Raw genomic sequence first — 25978 nt, forward strand, 5'->3', positions numbered from 1 at the left:
CACGGCAAATAGAAATAAGAATTCGGGGGAATGGATTGAGATGAACATTAAAGAACTTTTTTATAAGCCATTAGATCGTGCGATTAACGGGGTCGTAAAAGCAGACCAGAATGACAATACTACGGTTTATCAGGAACTCGATGAGTATGTGGTCACCAATGAACTGGAAAAGCATTTTCGGGACTTTTTCCAGTCTTATGGCACAGACCTAAGCGATCCTTCGATTGCTAACCGAGTCGGCGTATGGATTTCAGGCTTCTTTGGTTCAGGTAAATCACATTTTCTGAAAACCTTGTCGTATATTCTGGCCAATAAAGTGGCACGCGATGCGGAAGGTAACGAACGCAGTGCTGCAGAATTCTTTGATGAAAGCAAAATCCGTGATGCGTTTATCCGTGCTGATATTGGCAAGGCTGTTAGTCATCATGCCGATGTCATCCTATTTAACATCGACAGTAAAGCCAGCTCCAATGATGATGGCAATCCGATTCTGAATGTGTTTTTACGCGTGTTTAACGAGTATCAGGGTTTTAGTGCTGACCATCCACATATTGCCCATATGGAACGTCATTTGAGCCAGAAAGGGGTCTATGAGCGCTTTAAACAGGCGTTTGAGGAATCCAGCGGCATGTCCTGGCTAGGGGAGCGTGATGGCTACCAGTTCTATCAGGATGATGTCGAAACTGCGATTTCTCAGGCACTGAATCTATCAGCAGAAGCAGCGCATAAATGGTTTGAGGATTCTGAGCAGACCTTTAGTGTTTCGGTGGAAAACTTCTGTCAGTGGGTGAAAGAATACCTGGACAGCAAAGGACCCCAGCAACGCATGTTGTTCTTGGTCGATGAAGTGGGGCAGTTTATTGGCAGCGATACTCGCTTGATGCTGACATTGCAAACCATTACTGAAAACCTAGGTACGATCTGTAAAGGCCGCGCTTGGATTATTGTCACCTCACAGGCAGACATCGATGCTGTTTTAGGTGAGATGTCTTCTTCCAAAGCCAATGACTTCTCCAAGATTGCTGGTCGTTTTAAAACCCGGTTATCACTGTCCAGTTCCAATACCGATGAAGTCATCCAGAAACGTTTATTACGTAAAACCCCAGAAGCAGAAGCATTGCTCAGATCGGTGTTTGAGCAAAAGGGCGATATCTTAAAAAACCAGATCACCTTTGACCGTTCAGGCCCAACACTCAAGAACTATGAGGGTCCAGACAGCTTTATCAATAACTATCCTTTTGCGCCGTACCATTTCCAGCTGGTGCAAAAAGTATTTGAAGAAATCCGTAAGGTCGGTGCGACCGGTGCACACCTGGCCTATGGTGAACGGTCCATGTTGGATGCGTTCCAGATGGCCGCGAATGCGATTGCTACAGATGAAGTCGGTGCCCTGGTTCCTTTCCACCGCTTCTATACTTCAGTGGAAGGATTTCTGGATACTGCAGTGAAGCGTACCATCGACCAGGCAGGGCAGAATAAGACCCTGGATGGTTTTGATGTGCAGATGCTGCGTACCCTGTTCATGATCCGCTATGTCGATATCATCAAAGGTACCTTGGATAACCTGGTGACTTTGTCGATTGAGAAAATTGATGAAGATAAGCTGGCATTACGCAAGCGGATTGAAGAAAGCCTACTGCGTCTGGAAAAAGAGAGCCTGATTACTAGGAATGGTGATGAGTTCCTGTTCCTGACCAATGAAGAACGCGATATCACCCGTAAAATTAAAGCCACAGACTTAGCGGCTTCAGAAGAAAATAAAGAGTTAGCTAATCTAATCTTTAAAGATTTACTGAGGGATCAGAACAAATACCGCCATCAAGCCAACAAGATGGACTATCAGATTGGTCGTTTTCTGGATGGTCATAGCCTGGATGGCAAGTATGAGAGCGATTTGAAAGTTGAAATCATTTCTCCACTGGATACGGAATATAACCTCTACACAGAAGCTTTCTGTATTGGTAAGAGCGCCGAGGCCGAAGGGCAGGTACTGTTTAAACTGGCAGACGATAAACAGTTCTTTAATGAACTGCGCACCTGGCTGAAAACCAATAAATTCATCCGCTTAAATGATGATGGTACCCAATCCGATATCACCCGTATTCTGGCAGACCGTGGCCGTGAGAATCAGGAGCGTAAAAAACGTCTGCGTGCCCGGGTCGAAGAAATGTTGCTGGACGCGGAAAGTTATGCCTTGGGTCAACATCTACAACTTTCATCTTCAAGTCCAACCACCAAGCTGGATGAGGCTTGTCGTTATCTGCTGGAAAACACTTATACCAAACTGAGCTATTTGCATGTCTATCAGCAGGATGCCTGGCGTGAACTGAACGCCGTCTTGACTGTTGATGATATGGCGCAACTCGGATTGTCTCTGGATGGCGGTCAAAGCAATCCGAAAGCCCTACAGGAAGTGGAGCAGTACATTGCACTACGCGCCACTGGTACAGAGCGTATTCTAGTCTCAGATGTGGTGGATCGTTTTGCCAAACGTCCTTATGGCTGGCCGGATGCCGAGATTTTACTATTGGTGGGTCAGCTGGCTGCGATGGGGCGGATTTCTCTGCAGTTAAATGGCGGCAGCTTACAGTTAAAAGATGCCTTTGAGCCTTTACAAAACAGCCGCCGTCGCCGTGATGTGTCGATCATTAAAAAACGCCAGACTGATGATCAGGTGTTGAAACAGGCACGCCAACTCACCCAAGACCTATTCTCGGCTATGGGACCAGCGACAGAAAAAGAGCTATTTGAATTCTATACCCAACATTTTAAAAACTGGTTAGCCAACTTTAAGTCTTATAAGAGTAAAACTGATGTCGGGCAGTTCCCAGGCAAGAAAGTGATTGAAAAGTCGATTCTGACTTTGGAACGTCTGCTGGCGAATAGCGACAGCTTCGATTTCTTTAAGGCCGTGGTTGAGAACAAGGACGACTATCTTGATCTGGAAGAAGATTATCGTGACATTCATGAATTCTTTAGTAACCAGATGCCGAGCTGGCAGCAACTGCAACAGGCCTTACGTCATTTTGAGAAGAACAAACAGGCGCTGGGCAGTGATGAGGTGGCAAAAAAAGCCCTCTCCGAATTACACCGTATTTCGACCCTTGAATCACCATATGGTTTACTCAATAAAATCGCTGATTTGGTTCGCACTGTGGAAAGCGTCAATGAGCGACTGTTGAGTGAGAAGCGCAATCAGGCGATAGAACACATTGATGACAAGATCAAGCAGTTAGAAGCCGAGATTAAAAACAGTGGCATCGCTACCGCTGAGCTGAGTAACAAGCTATTACGCCCACTACAATTGTTCAAAGCGGATATTGAAGTGGAAACTAGCCTGTCCACCATCTATATGCTGCAAACCCAAACCGCCGTGGAGCGTTTTGATGAAGCCTTGTATGAGTTGGAAAGCGAAGTTCAGACGGAAATCCAGCGTCAGGCCAAAGCGGCACAACTGGCTCAGAGCAAAGCCGAGAGTGTAACTAACACTGCAACCACCTCCAGCCCAGCTACATCAACACCTGCTGCGAGTCCGGTACAGCCTGCGATAGCCGTAGTGCCACCGAAACCAGTGGTAGAAGTTGATGTCGCTAGCATTTACAGCAAAAGCTCAAGCAGTGTCTATCTGGAAACAGAAGAATCAGTGGATCAATTTGTAGACGCACTCAAAGCTGAATTGAAAAAAATCGTGAGTGATAAAAAGCGTGTGCGTATTCGCTAACTTGGGTTAGGGATATCGGCATCAGTCATTGATTAAGGGTTTAAAGATGAATACCAGTAATATTAAAAAATACGCACCGCAAGCACGAAATGATTTTATCGCAGCGATGCGCAAACAGGCCGCCAAATACGGCATCACCGCAGACAGCATTTTACCGGCTGAACAGAAAGGCGACTTGCTGCTGATTGGCGATCAGGTTTTTCCGCTATCCGTCATGAAACCACGTGACAAGCTGATCAAGCGCATTCAAACCAGCAGTTTTGAGCAGACGATTGATTATATCGCTTACAGTTGGTTTAACCGTCTCTGTGCGATTCGTTACATGGAATGCAAAGGCTTACTCGATCATGGTCGCCGTGTACTGAGTAGTGCAGATGGCAGTGCAGGCTTGCCACAGATTCTGGAAGAATGTTTGGATATTGACCTACCGGGTTTAAATGCCAGTCGTGTGGCTGAACTCAAGCTGGATGGCAATAAAGACGAAGAATTGTACCGTGAGCTGTTACTAGCTCAATGTCATGCGTTGAATCAGGTCATGCCACTCCTGTTTGAACAGGTTTCTGATGAGTCAGAACTGTTACTACCTGACAATTTAACCAAAACCGATTCCTTGATCCGTGATTTAGTGAGCAGCATTCCGGAAGAAGACTGGTCGGATGTGCAGATTATTGGCTGGTTGTATCAGTTCTATATTTCTGAAAAGAAAGATCAGGTGATTGGTAAAGTCGTCAAAAGTGAAGACATTCCTGCAGCGACGCAACTCTTCACCCCAAACTGGATTGTAAAATATTTGGTACAGAACAGTGTCGGTCGTTTATGGCTGATGGCACAGCCTGATAGTACGCTGGCCAGTGAATGGGAATACTATATTCAGCCAGCGGAACAAACTGATGAAGTCAATGCCCAGTTAAAACAGCTGATTAATGTCCGTATCAGTGAAGATGGCGATACTTTAAACCCTGAAAGCATTACGGTGCTGGATCCAGCCTGTGGTTCGGGGCATATTCTGGTGGAAGCCTATGATTGCTTAAAAGCAATTTACTTGGAACGTGGTTACCGTAGCCGTGATATTCCACGTTTGATTTTGGAAAATAACCTGTACGGTATTGATATTGATACCCGTGCAGCACAGTTGGCCAGTTTTGCACTGCTGATGAAAGCGCGTGAGGATGACCGCCGTTTATTTAGCAATCCACCGAAGCTCAATATTAGTGCACTGCAAGATAGTCATCCAGAACGTTTGGATGCATTTAGCCAAGATTTATCCAGCGCCAACATTGCGCAAGCAGACTTAAAAGAATTACTGGATTTATTTGAACATGCTTCGACCTTTGGTTCTTTAATTCAGGTGCCTGAAGAATTAGCCCAAAATCTAGCTGAGTTAGAAACCAAATTGAATACAGCTTTAGAGTCAGGGGATATTTTTGCGCAGCAGTCAGCACAAGAATTATTACCTTTGGTTCAGCAAGTAAAACTCTTAGGTAAACAATATGATGCTGTAATTGCCAATCCACCTTATATGGGTGGAGGAAAAATGAATGCAATCTTAAAAGATTTTGCTAAGAAAAAGTTCCCAGATAGTAAATCTGATTTATTCAGCATGTTTATTGAACGTGGGTTTGCTTGGTGTAAAGACAGCGGCTTTAATAGCATGGTGACCATGCAAAGCTGGATGTTCTTATCGTCATATGAAGCAATGCGTGAAAAGTTATTGCAAGATCGTACGATTCAAACCATGGCACATTTAGGTGCTCGAGCATTTCCTGAAATATCAGGGGAAGTCGTACAAACAACAGCTTTTGTGATGCAAGGGCAACATATAAATGGATTTAAGCCTGTATTTTTTAGACTTGTAGATACAGGGCAGGATCAAAAAGAATCAGAACTAAGATCAGGGCTTAATCGTTTTGACTCTACGATTCAAGATGATTTTAAGAAAATTCCAGGTAGTCCTATTGCTTATTGGGTAAGTGATAATGTTAGAGAGATTTTTGATATTAGCCCTTCCTTGTCTTCAATAGCTGAAACAAGAAAAGGTATGGTTACTGGCAATAATGAAAACTATGTAAGATCATGGTATGAAATTAAGATATCCAATTTTGGTGCTGCTGGTTATTCGCGAGAATCGGCCAAGAGTTCTGGATTAAAATGGTTCCCTTATAATAAAGGAGGCGGTTTTAGGAAATGGTATGGCAACAAAATTGATGTAGTTAATTGGCAAAATGATGGTGCTTTATTACAGTCAGCTAAACATCCTACAGAAAATAGAGTATGGGCTACAAATTTTAATTTAGATTATATATTTAAACCTAATGTTAATTGGGGAGCTGTTACTTCTTCAGACTTTTCCGCAAGATATTCTTGTGGTAGTGAATTATTTGATGCTGGTGGATCAGCAGCATTCACTGGTAACTATCCTCTCATGCTTTTAATTGCCTATTTAAACTCTTACGTCGCTAGTTATTGTTTAAAAACAATAAATCCTACACTAAATTTTCAAGCAGGTAATATATCTAATTTACCTATTAAAATTATGAATAGTGATACGGTCACTACTTATACATCCAAATTAATAGATTTATCCAAAACAGATTGGGACTCTTACGAAATTTCATGGGAATTTACTGAAAACCCAGTTATCCGTATGGGGCAGCCGAACCTAGAACAAGCCTTTAGCACATGGCAACAGCAAAATGCTGACGCCGTGGCTGAAATGAAAAGTCTGGAAGAAGAAAACAACAAGCTGTTTATTGACGCTTATGGTTTACAGGATGAACTCACACCCGATGTGCCTGATGAACAAATCACGCTCACCCGTGCCGACCGTGAGAAAGACAGCCAGCGTTTAGTGTCTTATGCGCTTGGCTGCATGATGGGACGTTATAGCCTGGACGAACCTGGCTTGATCTATGCCCATGCAGGCAATAAAAACTTTGATGCCAGTCGTTATCAAACATTCCCAGCCGATGCTGACGGTATTATTCCACTGACCGAAATGCATTGGTTTGAAGATGATGCAACACATCGTATCCAAGAGTTCTTAACTGCCGTTTGGGGCAAAGACACACTAGACGCTAATATGCTGTGGTTGGCAGAAAGCTTGGATAAAAAAGCCAGTGAAACAGCTGAAGACACGATTCGCCGTTACCTCGCCAGCAAGTTCTATAAAGACCACATGCAGACCTATAAAAAACGCCCGATCTACTGGCTATTCAGCAGTGGTAAACAAGGTGCTTTCCAGGCATTGGTGTACTTGCACCGCTATAACGAAAGTACTTTGGCACGTATGCGTACTGAATACGTTATGCCACTGATTTCCAAAATGGCTGCTTTTGCTAACTCACTGGAAAATGCTAAAGAAAATAGCGACTCTGCGGCTGAAATCAAACGTATTGAGAAAAAACTGCAGGAACTGCATAAGCAACAGGCTGAACTGAGTAGCTTTGAGGAAAAACTGCGTCACTATGCCGATCAGCGTATTACTTTAGATCTGGATGATGGAGTGAAAGTAAACTACGGCAAGTTTGGGGACTTGTTGGCTGAAGTTAAAGCAGTGACGGGGGAGAAATGATGAATGCTTTTTCTCCGGCACTAGACCTTGATGAGGTCGTTGCATGAATTTAAGTCAACTTCAGCAAGGCCTGGAACAAGCCTTTTATACTGAACAGCATCGAATTGTCTTTTGGTACGATGCAGAACAGTCATTTACTGAAGAAATCAAAGCCCTAGAGCTAAATGATGTCCAGATTCTGAATATGGCAGAAGAGTCGAGCCTGGCGATCAAGCTCAAACTGGAACTGCAAGATCAGCAGGGTAAATATTTGCTGTATTTCCCAAGCCCTGAGCCTGAAACCGAGAAAGACTGGCTACTGGACATCAAGCTCTATTCACGCAGCTTCTATGCCGATCGTTTCTCGATTATTTTTAATGAGCTGGGTTTACAGCAGCAGAGTCTAAGAGAACATCTGGCCAAACGTGAAGAATTCCTTAAAGCCAAAGCCCGTCTGAGTACATTGAAACGCTATATCCAGCCTGATGCAGATGAACAGGATCTGGATATGGCCATGATTGCGGCTGTGGTCAAGGCCGATAGTGCCGAGTTGATGCATATTGTCTTGGCGCTGGCAGATGAAATGGTACAGCAGAATCTGGCTCTGGAAGTGAATCCCGACTCCTTTGCTGAACTGGAAAAATTCCAACTGGTGCCAGCTTTAGTCACAGCATTACAGGCGGAAATTGGTTATCCAGCATCGGTTGAAGAATTGAATGGGGAAGCACCCTTTAAGCTCGGTACGTTCTTTATCCGTTTGATGAGCACAGGTTTCTGTGAAAGCCTGGGCGATATACCGCTATGGGCTCAAGAACTGGTGATGTCATCTGTCAGTTCACGTGCGACGGCTAGAGCATTCTTGTCACGCTGGAGAGACAGCTCCAAATACTACCCAACCTTTGATACGCTTTCCCAGAGCGTGGCCAATGCACTGCGGATCAAAGAAAAGGTCGGGGCTTTTGATCTGGAGCAGCTGCTCGATGTCATGACCTTTGAAGTGATTGAACAAAAGATTATTGTCGATCTGGCCAGCCAGATCCCTGCAGCAACCAAAGCTGAACTGGAACATTTCAGAACGATTATTTCTACCCGTCTGGATGGCTATTGGGCTTCCAAACATAAGGATGATGCGACACGCCGTAAATATCGCACCGTCTATACAGCGTTGCAGGCAGCGATTGACCTGTTTAGCCTGCGACTACAGTTTGATTCTGGGTTCTATTTCGATTCCAGTGAAGCCTTGTATAAAGCCTATGAACAGGAGTTGTATCGCTTTGATATGGCATATCGCCACTACAGTGCTGCTTCTCAGCGAGCTCATGTTGATATCCTGAAAAAACTCGATGAAGAAATCGAAAATTGCTATGCCTACTGGTTTATTGATCACTTGGCACGCAACTGGGGCGAGCGTGTAGAAGCTGAGCAACGCTTGAATTTCTGGAAAGTGGCAGATATCCCAAATCAGCAGAACTTCTACGATACCCACGTCAGACCCTTACTGGGTTCTGCAACTAAACGCCGTATTGTAGTGATCATCAGTGATGCTTTCCGCTATGAAGCTGCAGTAGAGCTGCGTGATCGTATCAATGAAAAGCGTTATTCCGAAGCGACCTTGTCTTCACAGCTGGGCGTTGTCCCAAGTTACACCACACTTGGCATGGCTTCGTTGTTGCCGCATCAGACTTTGGAGTACAAAGAGACCGCAGGGGATGATGTTTTAGTAGATGGGCAGTCCAGCAAAGGGACTGCAGCACGATCCAAAATTCTGGCGGCCTATAATGGATTGGCGGTTACCGCTGAAACGGTAAAAGGTTGGTCGCGTGATGAAGGCCGTGAAGCACTCAAAGACCATGATTTGATTTACGTTTATCACAACGTGATTGATGCTCGGGGAGACAGTGCCTCGACAGAATCAGAAACCTTTATGGCGGTGGAACATGCCATTGAAGAACTGACCGAACTTAGCCGCAAAATCTTGATGCATTTCAATATTTCTACCCTGTTGATCACAGCCGACCATGGCTTCTTGTTCCAGCAAAGTAAACTAGAATCTGCGGATCGTTCAAGTTTGACTGAAAAACCTGCGAATACATTGAAAAGCAAAAAACGCTATGTGATTGGGCATGGTTTACCAGAGAGCAAAGAAGCATGGAAAGGCTCAACCCAAGCTACGGCAGGCACACGATCTGCGACTGATTTCTGGATTCCAAAAGGGGCGAACCGTTTCCATTTTGTAGGAGGCTCACGTTTTGTGCATGGCGGCATCATGCCTCAGGAAATTGTGGTGCCGGTACTGACGGTAAAACAGCTACGTGGTGAAAAGGCTGGACAGCGGACCAAGCGTAAAGTTGAGGTCATTTCTACCAAATCCACGCTGAAGATGGTCAATAACATCCAGAAGTTTGATTTGATGCAAACCGAAGCTGTCAGTGAGCTGGTCATGCCAGTGACTTTATCCATTGCCATTTATGATGGGGATCTCAAAGTATCTAGTGAAGAAACCTTGACCTTTGATAGCAGTACCGACTCTGTTGCGGAACGGGTAAAACAGGTCAGACTGTCATTGTCCGGTACTGATTTTGACCGTAAGAAAGATTACTTCCTGGTACTGAAGGACAAAGACCTAAATATCGAAATGCAGCGCTATAAGGTCACCATTGATCTGGCATTTACCGATGACTTCTTCTGATAACGAATTAACGATAGAGCGTAGCCTACATGGAATCTGCTAACGATAAAGAACTGGATCAGCTGCTGAATGAACACTTTGCTGGGCGGGTGGTACGCAAGGATCTGACTAAACTGATCAAAGAAGGCGCCAATGTCCCTGTCTATGTACTCGAATACCTGCTGGGGATGTACTGTGCCTCGGATGATCCAGAGATCATTGAACAGGGACTACGTAACGTAAAGACGGTTCTGGCAGAGAACTATGTACGACCTGATGAAGCCGAGAAGGTGAAATCCCTGGTTCGTGAACGTGGCAGTTATAAGGTCATTGATCGGGTGACCGTAAAGCTGAATGAGCGTAAGGACAAATACGAAGCCTCCTTTAGTAATCTGGGTATCAAAGATGCCGAAATCTCGGCAGGCATCGTTAAAGAGTATGAAAAATTACTTGTTGGTGGTATCTGGGTCATTGCTACGCTCAGTTATTATTTTGAAGAAGGACAGACTAGTTCTCCATTTGGGGTGAGTTTACTCAAGCCGATTCAAATGCCCAATATGAATATGGAGGAGCTATTCAATGGACGAGCAGCATTAAGCACTGATCAGTGGCGCGAGAGTTTAATCCGTTCCATCGGCATGGAACCAGCTTCGTTAAAAGAGGACGTGCAATGGCACCTATTAGCGCGTATGGTTCCGTTCGTTGAAAATAACTATAACGTCTGTGAGCTGGGACCACGCGGTACCGGGAAAAGCCATATTTACAAAGAGTGTTCACCGAACAGTATTCTAGTTTCGGGTGGACAAACCACTGTGGCCAACCTGTTCTATAACATGAGTAGCCGCCGTATTGGTCTTGTTGGTTTATGGGACGTCGTAGCGTTTGACGAGGTCGCAGGCATCTCCTTTAAAGACAAAGATGGCGTACAGATCATGAAAGACTACATGGCCTCAGGATCTTTTGCTCGTGGCCGTGAACAGATGGAAGCCTCGGCTTCAATGGTTTTTGTGGGTAACATTAACCAAAGCGTTGAATCTCTGGTAAAAACCAGCCATCTCTTGGCACCTTTCCCTGAAGCCATGATCGATTCGGCATTCTTCGATCGTTTTCATGCTTATATCCCCGGCTGGGAAATTCCGAAGATGCGCCCGGAGTTCTTCACCAACCGTTATGGATTGATCGTTGATTATCTGGCTGAATTCTTCCGGGAAATGCGCAAGCGTAGCTTTGCAGACTCGATTGAAAAGTACTTCAAGTTGGGAAATAACCTGAATCAACGTGATGTGATTGCTGTTCGTAAGACAGTGTCTGGTTTGATGAAGCTGCTCTACCCACACGGTCAGTTTAATAAAGAAGATGTACGGCAATGCCTGGAATATGCACTGCAGGTGCGCCGTCGGGTCAAAGAACAGCTGAAGAAAATTGGGGGGATGGAATTCTATGATGTGCATTTTAGCTATATCGACAATGACACCTTAGAAGAGTATTTTGTTTCAGTCAAAGAGCAGGGGGGTGGCGGACTGATTCCTGAAGGTCCTGCCAAACCAGGCTTCCTGTATACCATCGGACTCAGTAATAAAGGCATGCCGGGGTTATACCGCTTAGAACTTCAAGTGACCAAAGGTTCTGGAAAATTGGCGACATCAGGCTTATGGAATTCAAGCAGTGCCAAGGAGCAGGTCAAGATCGCATTTGACTACTTCAAGGCCAATGCATCCAGAATATCGGGTGGCAGTAAGGTGTTGGAACATGACTTCCACTTACATGTGGTTGAATTACAGAATACCGGACCGCTCAGCCATCTTGCCTTACCAAGTTTAGTGGCTTTCGCTTCTGGCCTGTTAGGACGATCGGTACAGAGTCAGATGGTGGTACTGGGTGATATGAGCTTGGGTGGCTCTGTGACTCCGGTGGAAAGTATTGCCGAATGTCTGCAAGTTGCTTTTGATGCTGGTGCCAAGAAGGTTGCTTTGCCAATGAGTAGTGCGGCAGATATCCCTACGATTCCTGTGGAACTGTTTACCAAGTTCCAGACCAGTTTCTATGCAGATCCGGTGGATGCTGTGTTTAAGGGGCTAGGGGTGGATTGAATGTAGTCGTATTTTAAGATGATGAGGAAATGGCTCTGTAAATATTTAACAATATCAATATATTGATGAATAAGATAACAGAGTCATTTTTCTTAAAAAGAATGGAATTTTCCTGCTTGGACAAGCGATGGTATTTTATAGAGATGAGCACAAGTGAATAAAGTTCTTAAAAAACAAATCGCTTTTTTTATTCTGCTTGAACCGTACCGGGTTTGTCGGAGACTTTTTTATTTAAGTTAGGCCACCTGACCTAACGGGTTAATCTTATCATAGTACATTGCTTCAAACTCAAAAGGCGATACATAACCCAGTGCACTGTGTACACGCTTTTTATTGAACCAATCTACCCAGTTTAGTGTCGCAAGTTGTACATCTGCTAAACCTTGCCAATCTGCTTTTAAATATTCAATCACCTCTGTTTTGTATAAGCCATTCACCGTTTCAGCCAAAGCATTATCATATGAATCACCAGTCGTACCGACTGATGCTCGTAAATTTGCAGCTTCTAAACGATTGGTATAGCGAATAGAAAGATATTGAACACCTCTATCGGAATGATGAATCACATTCTTTGGCATGCCTCGATCGTGCAATGCTTGCTCAAGTGCATCGAGCACCATATCTGTATTCATCCGTGTAGATACTTTCCATCCAACAATTGCTCGTGAGAACACATCAATAATAAAGGCGGTATAGACCCAGCCTGAATGAGTTTGAATATACGTAAAGTCACTCACCTGAAGCACTGCTTCGCAAGGGTCAGGATGATCAGCATTAAAATTACGTTTCACTAAATCATCTGCTCTTTTTTGATCATCTCGGCTACGGGTGGTTTGTTTATTCTTACCACGCCAAACACCTTGTATAGCTAGCTTCTGCATCAATCGAGCAACTGTACAACGTGCGATAACATAACCTTCACGTTTCAATTGTTGCCAGACCTTACGCACACCATATCGACCTGAACTTTCTTTCCAAATTCGTTTAATTTGTTCAGCATGATGCTCATCATGTAGATCTCGTTTCGCTCGATGTTCTGGATTGTCAGCGAGATCTAAAGTTCGGTAATAGGTTGAAGCTGCGATCGGTAAAATCCTACAAATCGCCTCAACACCATATCGATCTTTATTGTTAAGGATAAAATCCACCATTATTTGTGTGGGCGGTCGAGCTCCGCCTGGGCGAAAAAAGCGGCTGCTTTACGTAGAATTTCATTGGCACGTTTTAATTCTTTAATTTCACGTTCCATTTGCTTCATTTTTTCTTGGTCAGATATCTGTTGTACTTTGGCAGGATTTAGTTGATCCATATGCTTTAAATACCAAACACGCAATGTTTCAGGAGTACAACCAATCTTAGGTGCAATAGCTGTGATTGCAGCCCAAGTAGAAGGATAATCTTTTTCAGATTCAATCAATAATTGAACCGCTCTTTCTCTGATTTCAGGGGTATATTTTGGTTTTGTCATTGGAACATTCTCTCAAGAAAGTTGGTCTCCGACAAACCCGGTACGGTTCATTGTCATCACTGAGTTTAGCCTGATAACGGTAGCAGGTTTCACTGATACTAAATGCGCTGCAAGCCAAACGAGTGCTAATGGCATAGTGGGCAACTGCCTGTTGTGCCATCTTACGTCGGCAAGATGGCCTCACCACTTTTTTGCCATCGCTTCCTGGATGATCTCTGCCTTTAATCGTTCTTCCGCATACATCTTTTTAAGTCTGGTATTTTCTGCTTCCAGTTCTTTGAGTCGAGCCATCAATGAGGTATCCATACCGCCATATTTGGCACGCCATTTATAAAACGTGGCATTACTCATGCCGTGTTCACGACAAAGGGCGGCTACAGGTGTGCCAGATTCTGCCTGCTTCAAGATGGACATGATCTGACTGTCAGTAAATTTCGATGTTTTCATGCAGAATCTCCTGCTTGTATCTTAAGAGAAAATTCTACTTTTAGATCCTTTTATTTTTAGGGGGGATTACCCTTGTAATATTATGTTTTTAAATGATTTCCGAAATAACCTATACAAATTTTTTTTTCAGTGTAATCAGGTAGTATATGCATCCGTTTACCATTTACGAAATTTTTAATATGAGGTTCAAAAGTTTGCTTACCTAAAATGGGATGCTTAAAATCTCTTTGCCTAGCGAGAGTCTTATTATTCATTGTCGTATCACTTTCATTCGTGATAGTTAGACTAGAATTCTCAACCAGATCTTCTAAGCTCGTAGAGTTAATTATTGCGGAGTTTAAGCTCGTTAAAACAGCTATTAATCTCTTAAAGTCTATCGGTTGTAATGAACATGATTTAACTGATTTAAGGAAACTTTCTGTAAAGAGTAAGTTGGGGAAATCATCGTTATCTTGAACCTTTAAACTAGCTAAATATGTTTTATTTTTTTGTCGTAATTCTTTGAATCTATCTAAAAAGATTGTCAACTGTCGGATAGAAGATACATTAGGTACATGAACTGTTTCCTCGTGATATTCAGTATTTTCATACCATCCTTTAATCAAGGAAACAGAGTCTTGTAGCCACCAATCTTTTGAGGATGCACTCAAACTGTGTGAGTGATTTAGATAAGCAAAAGCTAGACCAAAAACTTCTGAGTCACAATTATTTTCATGATAAAAAAGTACTTGCGTAGCATCGACACCACTCTTATTGGGAACTAAATTCATCAAAGGACATTTTAAATCACTGATGACACTCTTTATCTGTCGTTGTCTGTCTCGATCGTTAATAGAATTAAGCCATCTATCAAAATTGAAACCATTCGCATAATTTAAGTGATTCCAACTTCCTTCTAAATCATCAGCTCTTGAAAATTGAACATTGTTATTTTTAGCTTCATGGAGTAGATCAAAAAAAGATGTAATATTATTTTCACAATCTTCTATAGATTCAAAAGGTAATGAAGCTTCATTTAAAACAACAGAATCAAACATAGCACATTAATCCTTTAATAAAATATTTAGGCTTTTATCCCATTCATCAAAGAATCCTTCCGGCCAATAATCTATTTTACCATTTTGATTAATTTCTATTTTTTCAACATTTGTACAGTGTTCTGCAGAACTTAGGTCTCTAGATAAAAAGTAAACGATTACATTCTCTGGAGCTAAATCTTTATTTTTTACCGCAGCTCTAACGCCATTTATGATGTGATCACTATGAGTTTCTATAGCTATTTGAACACCATTTTGTGATGCGAGAGCTATCAACTTTCCAATTAATGATTGACCTGATGGATGCAAATGAGATTCAGGATTTTCTATAATTAATAGGTCTCCTGGTTTAGAACATAGTAAAGCAGTTACTACAGGCAAAACATATGTCAATCCAAAGCCAGTATTTTCTGGTCTGAATTCATTAGTATATTCAGTAGCTGAAGCGAATTGATAGTGGAGACTTGCTTGATTTATCTCAGGAATTAATTTTGTGATAATTTTTACACCTGGTGTTATTTCTGACATCCAGGCATTTAAATTGTCAATTAAGTGTGATGATTTAGCTTGTGGATGTTGAAGGTTTTCAATAAATAAATTTTTTCCTCCATGTTGTGAAAGAAAATGAGCAGTATATTCACCTCTAATTCCTAAAGATCTTCTTTGATTGACTGCAAATTCTGATACATCATAAACACTTTTGGGACTGATTCTTTCTGCTGATAAATATTGAAAGTTTGATACGAATAGTGATTCTGAGAAGGGATTACCTTCAGTTGAAGATAATTCTGGAATTATAGGTTGCATATCAGAGTTTTCACTATAATCAAAGTATAGTTCTACACTGCTTTCATCCCAATAAGCCTCGATTTTAATTTTTTCCTCATCAGCCCCTATATAGAGTAAATCTTTCCCAATCCCAATTTTGACGTATTCACCTGTTAATGATAGCCCTACATTAGGTATCATATGTTTATCATGAGATTGTCTTAATAATAGCAATGATTGGAGGGCAGATGACTTTCCCATACCATTAAATCCAGTAAATATATTTAAACTTCTGAATTCAAAATTTTCATCTTTAATGGACTTGAAGTTCTCTAAACTTAAATAATTCAGCATAAATATTAACCTACTAATAATTTATCAATTGTTTTGCGTACCATATTGAATCTAGTTTGAACATTTTCAGTATTTGCTGTTGATTTACTTATAGAAATTTCAAAATTTTCATTTTCTAATAGGCTAATAAAACTTTGAATAACTTCATCTTTTTTATAAATTAATATATCGCGATCAGTAGGGCTGATTTTGGCTAAGCATACTGATACTGCTTCAAAAAGAGGTTTGTTAACTACTTTTTTATGTCCAGGTATTGCTAAGCTTTTTTTGAAAGAATCATTATCAAAAATCATAAAGGCTGTTTCTAATGAAGATATAAAATTATTCTCAAGAATATTGAATTCTTCTTCAGTTAAATTTCCTAGATCTAACATACCTTGGTTAAGAAACTTAGGCATAGATGATTTATAAGATGAAATACCAGAGAGCACAAAAGAGACATGTCTTAATGCCAATTCTTCATGAGCCATTCGATAATTTTTATTAGCAACAATTTTTTTAAAAGATTCTGTTTTAATAAGTCTTGTTAAAAATTTCGATGCAGCACCTTTATGAATGGACTGACTCATTGCATGTCTAATTTCTTGGGGATTAAGCTTTAAACCACCGGTATTAATTCTGTTAAATAAAGAGTACTTCATGAGCACTGGAGTACCTGGTTTTATTAAATAAACAGAAATTTGAAATTCTTCAATTCTACGTTGAAGTGCCCTTGGTAATTCATCGTATGAAAAGCCTTCATACTCAGTTAAAAATTCTAGTTTTGTTAAAACTAAATTTTTTTTGACTACAAAATTATTGATAGCAGATAAACGCTGTAAACCATCAACAACTTGCCATTTGTCATCAATTGCAGCATCAAAATAAAAGGCAGGTATTGGTAATCGGATAAGGATGGACTCAATCAGCCGACTTTGAATCTGTTTGCTCCATAAGTCACCTGAGCGTTGGAAATCAGGCATGAGATCAATTTCATCATGTTGTAATCTAGTTATTAATGCTCCTAAGTTTGGAGTTGTAATACCTACATCAACTTTTTTAGCGTCAAAAGGTTCTGTAGGGTAAGCAGAGTCATCATTATCACCGACATCTTCATTTTCGAATTCTTCAAATTTTTCGGCTTCTTGATGAAGATTAGGCATTGTAAAAATACTCCTTTTTGAAGGCTGTCTTTAGATGTTAAGAACTGTTTGATGAATAATATCATTTACTCTAATGACTATACTAACAATAGGTTTTAATAGAAGGGATTCACATTCTGCACCTTTAGCTAAAAAAGTATTCATCTTACTATTCGTGGTTAGTCGCAGTGCCTTTTGGTGAGGGTCGGGCACCTACACATAAAAAAATTATCCCTCTAAATACGGCCGTTTCTATCGGGAGCAGAACATTCATTCTGTTTATTTAGACTATACCCTAAAGTGACAATCTGAAAGTTCGTAAAATAATGTACCATTTAAATGATTTTTAATCATAAGTAACATGTAACTTTGGCATTAAAGATTTATAATTTACGAAATTGTTCATTTTTATCCAATTGGGGCATGAAAGAGTGAAAGGTCAAAAAGTAGGGTATGTCCGGGTGAGTTCAGTCGAGCAAAATACTGGACGTCAACTTGAGGGAATTGAAGTCGACCGGATTTTTGTTGACCGTGCTTCGGGCAAAAATACCGACCGACCGAAATTTCAAGAAATGTTGAGCTATGTCCGGGAAGGGGACAGGGTGATTGTACATTCCATGGATCGTTTTGCGCGAAGCCTAAAAGATTTGGTCACTGAAGTAGATAAACTGGTCAAACGAGGGATCGCCATCCAGTTTGTAAAAGAAAATATTACTTTCACTGCCCAATCTACCCCGATGGATAATTTGATGCTGCAACTGATGGGGGCTTTTGCACAGTTCGAACGTGAGATCATTCTGGAACGGCAAAAGGAAGGAATAAAACTCGCCTCTGCTCAAGGGAAGTACAAAGGCCGGGTACATAAATTAAAGCCGGATCAGGCTGAAACCTTACGGCAAGCATGGAAGGAAGGGAAGTACTCTTCAAAAATGGCATTAGGCCAGGCATTTGGAATTAGTCGTCAGGCGGTATACCGCTATTTAAAAGCCGGTGAGTAACTCAATTTAAATTAGCGACTATATTTAGTTGAGATTATGAAAACCTTAGAACGTGATAAATCCATGAAAAAGGCACTGTTGCAAATAGAGATTTGAGTCGATGAAGTTCCTTTTTAAAAGTGCTTAGAGACCGAAAACCCTGTTGATTAGACACACTTCACCTTGAGGCTGACCATAATAAAATGACCATGCTTGTCCTTTACGTAGTGCACGCATGACTTCAATACCTTTAATTGTGGCATAAGCCGTCTTCATAGATTTGAATCCTAATGTGGCCCTGATGATTCGCTTTAACTTACCATGATCACATTCAATGACATTATTTTTATACTTAATCTGCCTGTGCTCAATATCTACTGGACATTTTCCTTCTCGCTTTAATCGTGATAAAGCATGGCCATAGGTCGCTGCTTTATCTGTATTGATGACCCGTGGAATTTGCCATTTTTTCACCGTATTGAAGATCTTTCCTAGAAAACTATAGGCTGATTTACTGTTCCGTCTAGCGGAAAGGTAAAAGTCAATCGTATGACCCCGTTGATCAACTGCACGATACAGGTAAGTCCATCGCCCCTTCACTTTGATATAAGTCTCATCCATATGCCATGAATGTAAATCTGTAGGATTACGCCAATACCAGCGTAAGCGTTTTTCCATTTCTGGAGCATAACGCTGAACCCAACGATAAATTGTGGTGTGGTCAACATTCACACCTCGTTCAGCGAGCATTTCTTGAAGTTCACGATAGCTGATGCCATATTTACAATACCAACGAACAGCCTAAAGAATGATTTCACCTTGAAAGTGCTGACCGTGGAAGGGATTCATATACTGAACCTTTAGCTAAAAGAGTATTTAGTTTACCATTGGTGGTTATTTGCAACAGTGCCCTTTTTATTCAATAATCATGTCCCCAACAGATCCTCATGTTTTATTCATAGTTCATACTTTCTGCTTTAAGTGCTGACCACAATTTTTTAACATATCATTTTTCGATTCAATTACTTGAGTTTTAATATCCAGTAAACTTAATAAGCTGGGGAAAAGATTGTCATGACTCAAGATTTGATCTGATTGAGTACTTAAACATGTCAATTGTTCTGTATTATTTAGCTGCCATGCCTCTGAAAACCACATCAGCATAGGGATATGCGTTTGTTGAGTCGGTGCCATAGAATAAGGTGCACCATGCAAATATAAACCATGTTCTCCAGTCGATTCCCCATGGTCAGATAAGTACCAGAAACCGGTCTGATATTGAGTCTGCTGCTTTAAAGTTTCAATGATCTGGGCAAGAACATGGTCTGTATATACAATCGAATTATCATAGCTATTCTTTAATTCTTCTGTACTACAGCCCTGAATAGCATTGGTATTACAGGTCGGTTGAAATGGCTGATATGGCGCTTTGGAACGCTTGTAATATGCGGGGCCATGACTACCCATCTGATGCAGTACAATTAATTGTGGTTTCGGGTTGTTTTTATCCAGATGTGCCAGATAATCTTTCAGGCTATCCACCAGGATTTCATCAAAACATTCACCACCGGCATCACACCATTTTTGCTTTAATGCCTGTGGAATTTGATATTGTTCGACTCGATCGCAAGTACCTTTACAGCCAGAATTATTATCAATCCATGTGACTTTATAGCCTGCACGTTGTGCAATATCCAGTAAGCCTTCACGGTGATTTGCTAATTTTTCATCATAGTCTTTCCGTATCATTCCTGAAAACATGCACGGAAGGGATACTGCGGTTGCAGTACCGCAAGAACTGACTTGACTAAAGTTGATGATATTTAGTTTTGATAATTCTGGATTAGTATTTTTTGCATAGCCATTCAATGAAAAACTTTCAGCACGGGCAGTTTCTCCTACCACTAGAACCATCAATTTAGGAGATTTAAACGGTTGCGCTGGTTGTACGACATGAGCATCTTCACCATAGGCAATAAGAGGTAATTTTTCTTTCGGGCTTTTTTTCTTATAATAAGATAAAGTAGAGGCAATTGTATTTTGGGGCGAGATCATGCTTTTTAGATCACGATGTTCACGAAATATCGCTGCATAATCAACATAAAAGCAAAATAATAAACCACCGATGACGATTAAAGAAACTGAACTTGTTATAGCTTTTTTTAGTATTTGTTTCGGTAAAGACTCTTTCTCAATTTTTAATGTGGCTATTATAGCCAGGGGAAAAATAACAAAAATCAGCGTCCAGATCACCAGACGTATAGACCATAAATCTTTCGCTTCTCGTACGTCTGTTTGCAGTAAATTTTGTATTTGATCGGGGGTAATGATAACGCCCAGACTATTTACAAAATATGCACTTAATCCACCAATAATAATCAATAGCGTGGCAAAAAATTTAGCACTCCATCTCCAGCTGATTAATTGCAATAATAGGTTATAGATTGAAATGATGACCACTATTGTGGCGCCCAAAAGCAACATGGATTTTATGCCCTGATAGGGAGTAAGTTTATTAATTTTTTCAAAAAAACCATAATTTAAAACCAAACCCAGCCAAATCGCGAGAATCAAATTAGGTGGTGTTTCAAAAAGTATGCTGAAACAAAGCAGGTTGAATTTTGATAAAATAGAGAAATGCGAATAACTCTAGAAATCAAATGTCCAACCTGCCTCAGTGACAGTATAAAGAAAAATGGCATCAAAGTAGATGGGAAACAAAACTATCAGTGCAAAGACTGTAAACGTCAGTTTATTGGTGACCATGCTCTGAGCTATCTAGGATGTCATTCAGGCATTACTCGAAAAATATTACAGTTGATGGTCAGAGGTAGTGGTATACGAGATATCGCTGAAGTTGAGCGAATCAGTATCGGTAAAGTTTTACGTACTTTAACCGAATCGACCTACCAAATTCAGCCTAAACAAAGTCATTATGAGTCTCTTGAAGTTGATGAGTTTTGGACTTTTGTGGGAAATAAAAATAATAAACAATGGCTTATTTACGCCTACCATCGAGAAACAGGTGAGATTGTTGCTTATGTTTGGGGTAAAAGAGACTTAGCTACAGTTCAACGATTGAAGGCAAAGCTTAAACAATTAGGTATTCACTACACCCGAATTGCAAGTGATCATTGGGACAGTTTCATAACTGCTTTTAAAAACTGCAAGCAAAGTATTGGTAAATTTTTTACTGTAGGTATTGAAGGTAATAATTGCAAAATAAGGCATCGAATTAGGCGCGGTTTTAGAAGGAGTTGTAATTTTTCAAAAAAGATTGAAAACCATTTTAAAGCTTTCGACTTAACCTTTTTTTACATCAATAATGGCTTCATTTAATGTCAGCATACTTTTTGAAACACCACCTCAAATTAAATTGCATTAGAGTAATAGTTTTTTTTAAATCTTTAAGTTTTAAAAACAAGGTAGGCATATTTAATCAGTCATAAATTTTTAAAAAATATTTTATAAGTTAAACCTTAAAATTGCATTAAGCAATACGATTCTTGTATTAAATATGATGGATGAGGTCAAAAAGCGTGGTATTTCCATTGATAAGGATAAACTGTCTCAACTGTTAGGTATCCCTGTAGTTGAAGCTGTCGCAGTTAAAACAAAAGGAATTCAAGATTTAATTAATCAATTAGATCAAAAAAATCTTTTTATTACTCCTTATCATTCTGAATTAAGTCATTTTGAACAGGTCAAACAAATCACCAAACAAGTTATTTTAAATAATGACAATGGTGATAAAAGAACCGCATTTCTAGATAAAATTTTTCTACATCCTGTATTAGGTTTAGTAATCTTAACTTTAACCATGTTTGTGATGTTCCAAGCGGTATTTATATGGGCAACACCTTTTATAGAATTCATTGAAAATTTTATCGTATGGCTCAGTGATTTTATTGGACCACTAATCCAACATCCTCTATTAAAAAGCTTGGTGGTGGATGGGGTAATTGCTGGCACAGGTAGCGTGCTTGCATATATGCCTCAGATTTTGATTTTATTCTTCTTCATTTTAATGCTTGAAGAGTCAGGCTATTTACCCCGAGCAGCATTTCTTTTAGATAAATTAATGTCTAAAGCCGGGCTTAGCGGCCGTTCATTTATTCCTCTGCTATCCAGTTTTGCTTGTGCGATTCCCGGAATTATGGCAACCAGAAGTATCAGCTCTGAACGGGACCGATTAGCAACAATTATGATTGCACCATTGATGACCTGTTCAGCAAGATTGCCCGTATATGCTTTATTGATCGCGGCATTTATTCCGAACCAATTAATCTACGGCTGGTTAAGTCTGCAAGGATTAGTCCTTTTTGGTCTTTATATGTCGGGAATAGTCTCAGCGTTATTAGTTTCACTCTTTCTGAAGTTGGTTCGAAAAGATAAAACTGAAAGTATTTTTATTTTTGAGCTTCCCACATACCGAATTCCAGATATTAGAAATATGGCACTGTTGCAAATAACCACGAATGGTAAGCTGAAGACTGTTTTAGCTAAAGGTGCAGCATATGAATCCTTTCCATGGTCGGCATTTTCAGGGCGAAATCATTCTTTGGGCTGTGCGCTGGTATTGTAAATATGGCATTAGCTATCGTGAACTGCAGGAAATGCTGGCCGAACGGGGTGTGAATGTTGATCACACGACTATTTACCGTTGGGTTCAACGTTATGCTCCTGAAATAGAAAAACGTTTACGCTGGTATTGGCGTAATCCTACAGATCTGAGCTCGTGGCATATTGATGAAACCTATGTAAAAGTGAATGGACGATGGTCTTATCTGTATCGTGCAGTCGATCAACGTGGCGATACCATTGATTTTTATCTTTCTTCTAGACGTAATACCAAATCAGCATATTGTTTTCTTGGAAAAATTTTAAATAATGTGAAGAAGTGGCAAATTCCACAAGTGATCAACACGGATAAAGCACCCACATATGGACGTGCTTTATCACGGTTAAAACGGGAAGGTAAATGTCCACCAGACCTTGAGCACAGGCAGATTAAGTATAAAAATAACGTGATTGAATGTGATCATGGCAAGCTAAAGCGGATCATCAGGGCCACATTAGGATTCAAATCTATGAAGACGGCTTATGCCACAATTAAAGGTATTGAAGTCATGCGTGCACTACGTAAAGGACAAGCATCGTCATTTTATTATGGTCAGCCTCAGGGTGAAGTGTGTCTAATCAACAGGGTTTTCGGTCTCTAAGTACTTTTTAAAGGGAACATCATCGACTCAAATCTCTATTTGCAACAGTGCCAGATTTCTTATCTTTGCATGGTGTTTCTTTACTACATCCACAACCACTCATAATTATACCCATTAAAAAATTTATAAACTTTGAATATTAGAATCCCTATAGTTACTATAGAGTCAAGAATCTTTGGAAATACCAACTCAATGCATTTAAAAATTGGTGAACTCTCTAAAAAAACCTTATGTTCAGTATTAACAATTAGGTTTTATGAAAAGGAAGGTTTAATTCCGGAACCCGAAAGAACGGAAGGAAATTACCGCCTTTACGATATAGGCTATGTTGAGCGAATTAAGTTTATTTTGAATTGCCGAACTTTAAATATGAGTTTGAATGAAATTCGTCAATTACTCACCTATAAAGATAATCCCAAGAAAAATTGTTCAGATGTGAATGAATTAATTGACTTACATGTCAGTGCTATCAGAGAAAATATAATCAAGCAACAAAAGCTTATTGAACAATTATCTGATTTAAGAGGTACTTGTGATGGTTTATGTACAATTGACCAATGTGGAGTTCTAAAAAATCTAGCTTGATTATCTAGACCTATGCTTTTTTCAAAAATTCTGTATATCTTTACTTAAGGCTGCAAAAAGTTTAAGGTTACTCAAATTCTGTGATCAGATCTTTGATAGATCTGGACAGCTTCTTATTGGTGTTTTAAATACAGATTTGTGTATGAAGAGAAAAACATTTCTAATTCAGATATTGGTACTGCTATTCACATTCCAGAATATTTGGAGTGTGGCAGAGGCTGCGTGTCTGCATGAAATGCCAAACATACCCAATTCAATACTCTCTAGCCCAATTGCTCTGGACGAAAAGAGTGATAGTTCTAGTCAAGCCCTCTATTCCCTAGAAAACTACAAAGAAATCTATGACTATTGTCAGAAGGTTTGTTTTAACGAAAAGTGCAGTCATTTCTCAAATACAATCGTGATTCAGATTGACCCACCCGATGATTTGAAGCTTAAAGCTAATTTTGAGACCGGCATTACCCCAACTTATTTGGGAATAACTTTTTATAAATCCCCTTATCTGAATCAATTAACACCCCCTCCCGATTTGCCCCTACTATTGGTGGGGTAGTCTTATAAAAGCCCACCACTCCTAATCTCATTATGTGTGGGGCATTTCATGTCAAAAAACAAATTACATCAGGATACTTCTATCCTGAATTTATCCTGGTCAGCATTCCGTACAGGTATCTTGCTATCCGCAATGATCAGCTTGAGTACCTCTGTAGTTGCCAGTACCCAAGATTTAACGCTGCGACAAGCCATTGATCAGGTCAACCAGTATCAAGCGTCCCAAAATTTCTGGGAAACGCAAAATAGTATTAATGCCACTAATATCCAGCAAAGTAAGCTGTTTAAAAATCCTGAACTGTCAGTTGAACAAACGGGCTTTGGTTCAAATAATGAAAAAGAGCTAGCCATTGGCATATCACAACCCTTGGATATTTTTGGTGAGCGAAAAGCAAACCAAAAATTAGCCAGTCTCTCTACAGATAAAACAGCACTGAAGCAGAAGATTTATCAAGCGCAAATTGAGCTTGCAGTGAAATATGTATGGTCACAACTGGCCATTGCCGAACTTGAAAGAAACATTGTCAATGAACAACTTCGGGTGAGCGAAGAAAACCTTAAAGCGATCGAGAAGCGCTTTACTGCGGGCGGTATCGCGCAAGTAGATGTGAATCGCGCACGTTTAAGTCATACTGAAAATATCCGTCTTTTTAGACAGGCCGACTTACAAGTCCAAGTGGCCACCCAACAATTATCAAATTTATGGGGAACCTCTGATAAGTCATTGCAGGTAAACCTCTCTTCACAAAAGCTCTGGCCAAAATCGACTCATCAGCAGGTTCAAGAATATTTAGCGGAAAACTACGTTGAGAAATATCGAGCTTTACTGGTATTAGAGTCTCAAGCAACGGTTGATCAACTAAGGGCAAAGGCACGTCCTAACCCCACTTTAAACCTAGGTGTCAACCGCACCCAATCCTTGGAAAACTCCACACAAAATCAATTAGTAGTCGGAGTCAGTGTACCGCTTAATATTTTCGATCGTCAGCAAAATGGCATAAAAATCGCGCAAGAAAAAATGAACTTATTAGAGCGTCAGAAAGAGTTTTATCTAAAGCAAAATGCGCTGCAAATAGGCACAATTTTAACCGAGTTGCAGGGTTTAGAGCTGCAATTCAAAGTCGTTGACGAGACTCAAATTCCTTTGGCGACTCAAGTTCAAAGTAAGACGCTACAAGGTTTCTTGGCAGGCAAGTTTGCTTTAACCGATGTTCAGCAAGCCACGCTTCAATTACAAGACATCCGTCTGCGTAAAGTCCAGTTGTTACGGGATGGCTGGCAAAAGGCCATTGAAGCAGAAAGTTTGAGCTTAGGCATTAGCCCAAGTGAAGTCATGTCGAAAGATGCTATTGCACAAATCAATCAAAACTTATGGCAAGACATACAGGCCATGCCTGTCATTGGTGGGGGAAATTAAC

The 25978-nt window shown here is 40.5% G+C and carries 15 protein-coding genes, 3 pseudogenes and 1 other annotated feature; of the genes and pseudogenes, 11 read left to right on the plus strand and 7 right to left on the minus strand.

Features of this window, described 5'->3' with window-relative positions; genetic code table 11:
- The first annotated feature begins 40 nt into the window (after window positions 1–40).
- From brxC to brxL, 4 genes are read left to right on the plus strand one after another with little or no spacing between them, the layout of a single operon-like run.
- Complete coding sequence (gene brxC / locus G0028_RS19990; RefSeq protein WP_180047180.1) at window positions 41–3721, plus strand: BREX system P-loop protein BrxC; 3681 nt, start codon at window positions 41–43, stop codon at window positions 3719–3721.
- 46 nt (window positions 3722–3767) lie between these two features.
- Window positions 3768–7292: a BREX-1 system adenine-specific DNA-methyltransferase PglX gene (pglX, locus tag G0028_RS19995; protein ID WP_180047182.1), complete on the plus strand. Its 3525-nt coding sequence runs from the start codon at window positions 3768–3770 to the stop codon at window positions 7290–7292.
- Window positions 7293–7335: 43 nt separating this feature from the next.
- On the plus strand, window positions 7336–9960 hold the full coding sequence (gene pglZ, locus G0028_RS20000) for a BREX-1 system phosphatase PglZ type A (protein WP_180047184.1): 2625 nt from the start codon (window positions 7336–7338) through the stop codon (window positions 9958–9960).
- Window positions 9961–9989: 29 nt separating this feature from the next.
- Window positions 9990–12029, plus strand: coding sequence for a protease Lon-related BREX system protein BrxL (gene brxL, locus G0028_RS20005; RefSeq protein ID WP_180047186.1), 2040 nt, complete (start codon window positions 9990–9992; stop codon window positions 12027–12029).
- 236 nt (window positions 12030–12265) lie between these two features.
- Here the strand turns inward: brxL and G0028_RS20010 are convergent.
- The 5 genes and pseudogenes from G0028_RS20010 to G0028_RS20030 all read right to left on the minus strand — a co-directional run bounded on the left by G0028_RS20010 (window position 12266) and on the right by G0028_RS20030 (window position 17245).
- Window positions 12266–13497 (minus strand): IS3 family transposase gene (locus tag G0028_RS20010; protein WP_180047188.1). Its coding sequence is split into 2 segments (ribosomal slippage): window positions 12266–13221 and window positions 13221–13497, totalling 1233 coding nucleotides; the frame shifts between segments, so codons are not numbered across the junction.
- Window positions 13106–13222: a sequence feature (AL1L pseudoknot), on the minus strand. (Overlaps the previous gene by 117 nt.)
- 49 nt (window positions 13498–13546) lie before the next feature.
- Window positions 13547–13944: pseudogene (locus G0028_RS20015) on the minus strand (transposase); the annotation flags it as partial.
- Between the two features lie 80 nt (window positions 13945–14024).
- Window positions 14025–14981: a hypothetical protein gene (locus tag G0028_RS20020; protein ID WP_114237939.1), complete on the minus strand. Its 957-nt coding sequence runs from the start codon at window positions 14979–14981 to the stop codon at window positions 14025–14027.
- A 6-nt stretch (window positions 14982–14987) separates the two neighbouring features.
- Window positions 14988–16103, minus strand: coding sequence for an AAA family ATPase (locus G0028_RS20025; RefSeq protein ID WP_114237940.1), 1116 nt, complete (start codon window positions 16101–16103; stop codon window positions 14988–14990).
- A gap of 5 nt (window positions 16104–16108) precedes the next feature.
- Window positions 16109–17245 (minus strand): DUF262 domain-containing protein, encoded by a 1137-nt coding sequence (locus G0028_RS20030; protein ID WP_114237941.1) that lies wholly within the window; start codon window positions 17243–17245, stop codon window positions 16109–16111.
- 410 nt (window positions 17246–17655) lie between these two features.
- On the opposite strand from G0028_RS20030, the gene G0028_RS20035 reads away from it, so the two are divergent.
- Window positions 17656–18222: a recombinase family protein gene (locus G0028_RS20035; protein ID WP_180047190.1), complete on the plus strand. Its 567-nt coding sequence runs from the start codon at window positions 17656–17658 to the stop codon at window positions 18220–18222.
- Window positions 18223–18345: 123 nt separating this feature from the next.
- Here G0028_RS20035 and G0028_RS20040 read toward each other — a convergent pair.
- Together G0028_RS20040 and G0028_RS20045 are read right to left on the minus strand one after the other, a co-directional pair.
- A pseudogene (locus G0028_RS20040) lies at window positions 18346–19050 on the minus strand (IS6-like element IS1008 family transposase).
- A 114-nt stretch (window positions 19051–19164) separates the two neighbouring features.
- Complete coding sequence (locus tag G0028_RS20045; RefSeq protein ID WP_180097469.1) at window positions 19165–20832, minus strand: phosphoethanolamine transferase; 1668 nt, start codon at window positions 20830–20832, stop codon at window positions 19165–19167.
- A 6-nt stretch (window positions 20833–20838) separates the two neighbouring features.
- Between G0028_RS20045 and G0028_RS20050 the strand changes: the two genes are divergently transcribed.
- The 6 genes and pseudogenes from G0028_RS20050 (at window position 20839) to G0028_RS20075 (ending at window position 25977) form a co-directional block, all read left to right on the plus strand.
- Window positions 20839–21540 (plus strand): IS1-like element ISPa14 family transposase, encoded by a 702-nt coding sequence (locus G0028_RS20050; protein ID WP_015586042.1) that lies wholly within the window; start codon window positions 20839–20841, stop codon window positions 21538–21540.
- A gap of 163 nt (window positions 21541–21703) precedes the next feature.
- Window positions 21704–22663 (plus strand): annotated as a pseudogene (locus tag G0028_RS20055) (nucleoside recognition domain-containing protein); the annotation flags it as partial.
- Between the two features lie 55 nt (window positions 22664–22718).
- Window positions 22719–23423 carry an IS6-like element IS1006 family transposase gene (locus tag G0028_RS20060; protein WP_001067784.1) on the plus strand — a complete coding sequence of 235 codons (705 nt, stop codon included), beginning with the start codon at window positions 22719–22721 and terminating at the stop codon, window positions 23421–23423.
- Window positions 23424–23615: 192 nt separating this feature from the next.
- Window positions 23616–24008, plus strand: a complete 393-nt coding sequence (gene cadR, locus G0028_RS20065) for a Cd(II)/Pb(II)-responsive transcriptional regulator (protein WP_180047836.1) — start codon at window positions 23616–23618, stop codon at window positions 24006–24008.
- Between the two features lie 142 nt (window positions 24009–24150).
- The gene (locus G0028_RS20070; RefSeq protein ID WP_180047834.1) at window positions 24151–24561 is read left to right on the plus strand and encodes a hypothetical protein; all 411 of its coding nucleotides are present in this window, start codon (window positions 24151–24153) and stop codon (window positions 24559–24561) included.
- A gap of 48 nt (window positions 24562–24609) precedes the next feature.
- Window positions 24610–25977 (plus strand): TolC family protein, encoded by a 1368-nt coding sequence (locus tag G0028_RS20075; RefSeq protein ID WP_180047832.1) that lies wholly within the window; start codon window positions 24610–24612, stop codon window positions 25975–25977.
- Window position 25978 lies beyond the last annotated feature (1 nt).

The sequence above is a fragment of the Acinetobacter piscicola genome (assembly GCF_015218165.1).
Lineage (GTDB): Bacteria > Pseudomonadota > Gammaproteobacteria > Pseudomonadales > Moraxellaceae > Acinetobacter > Acinetobacter piscicola_A.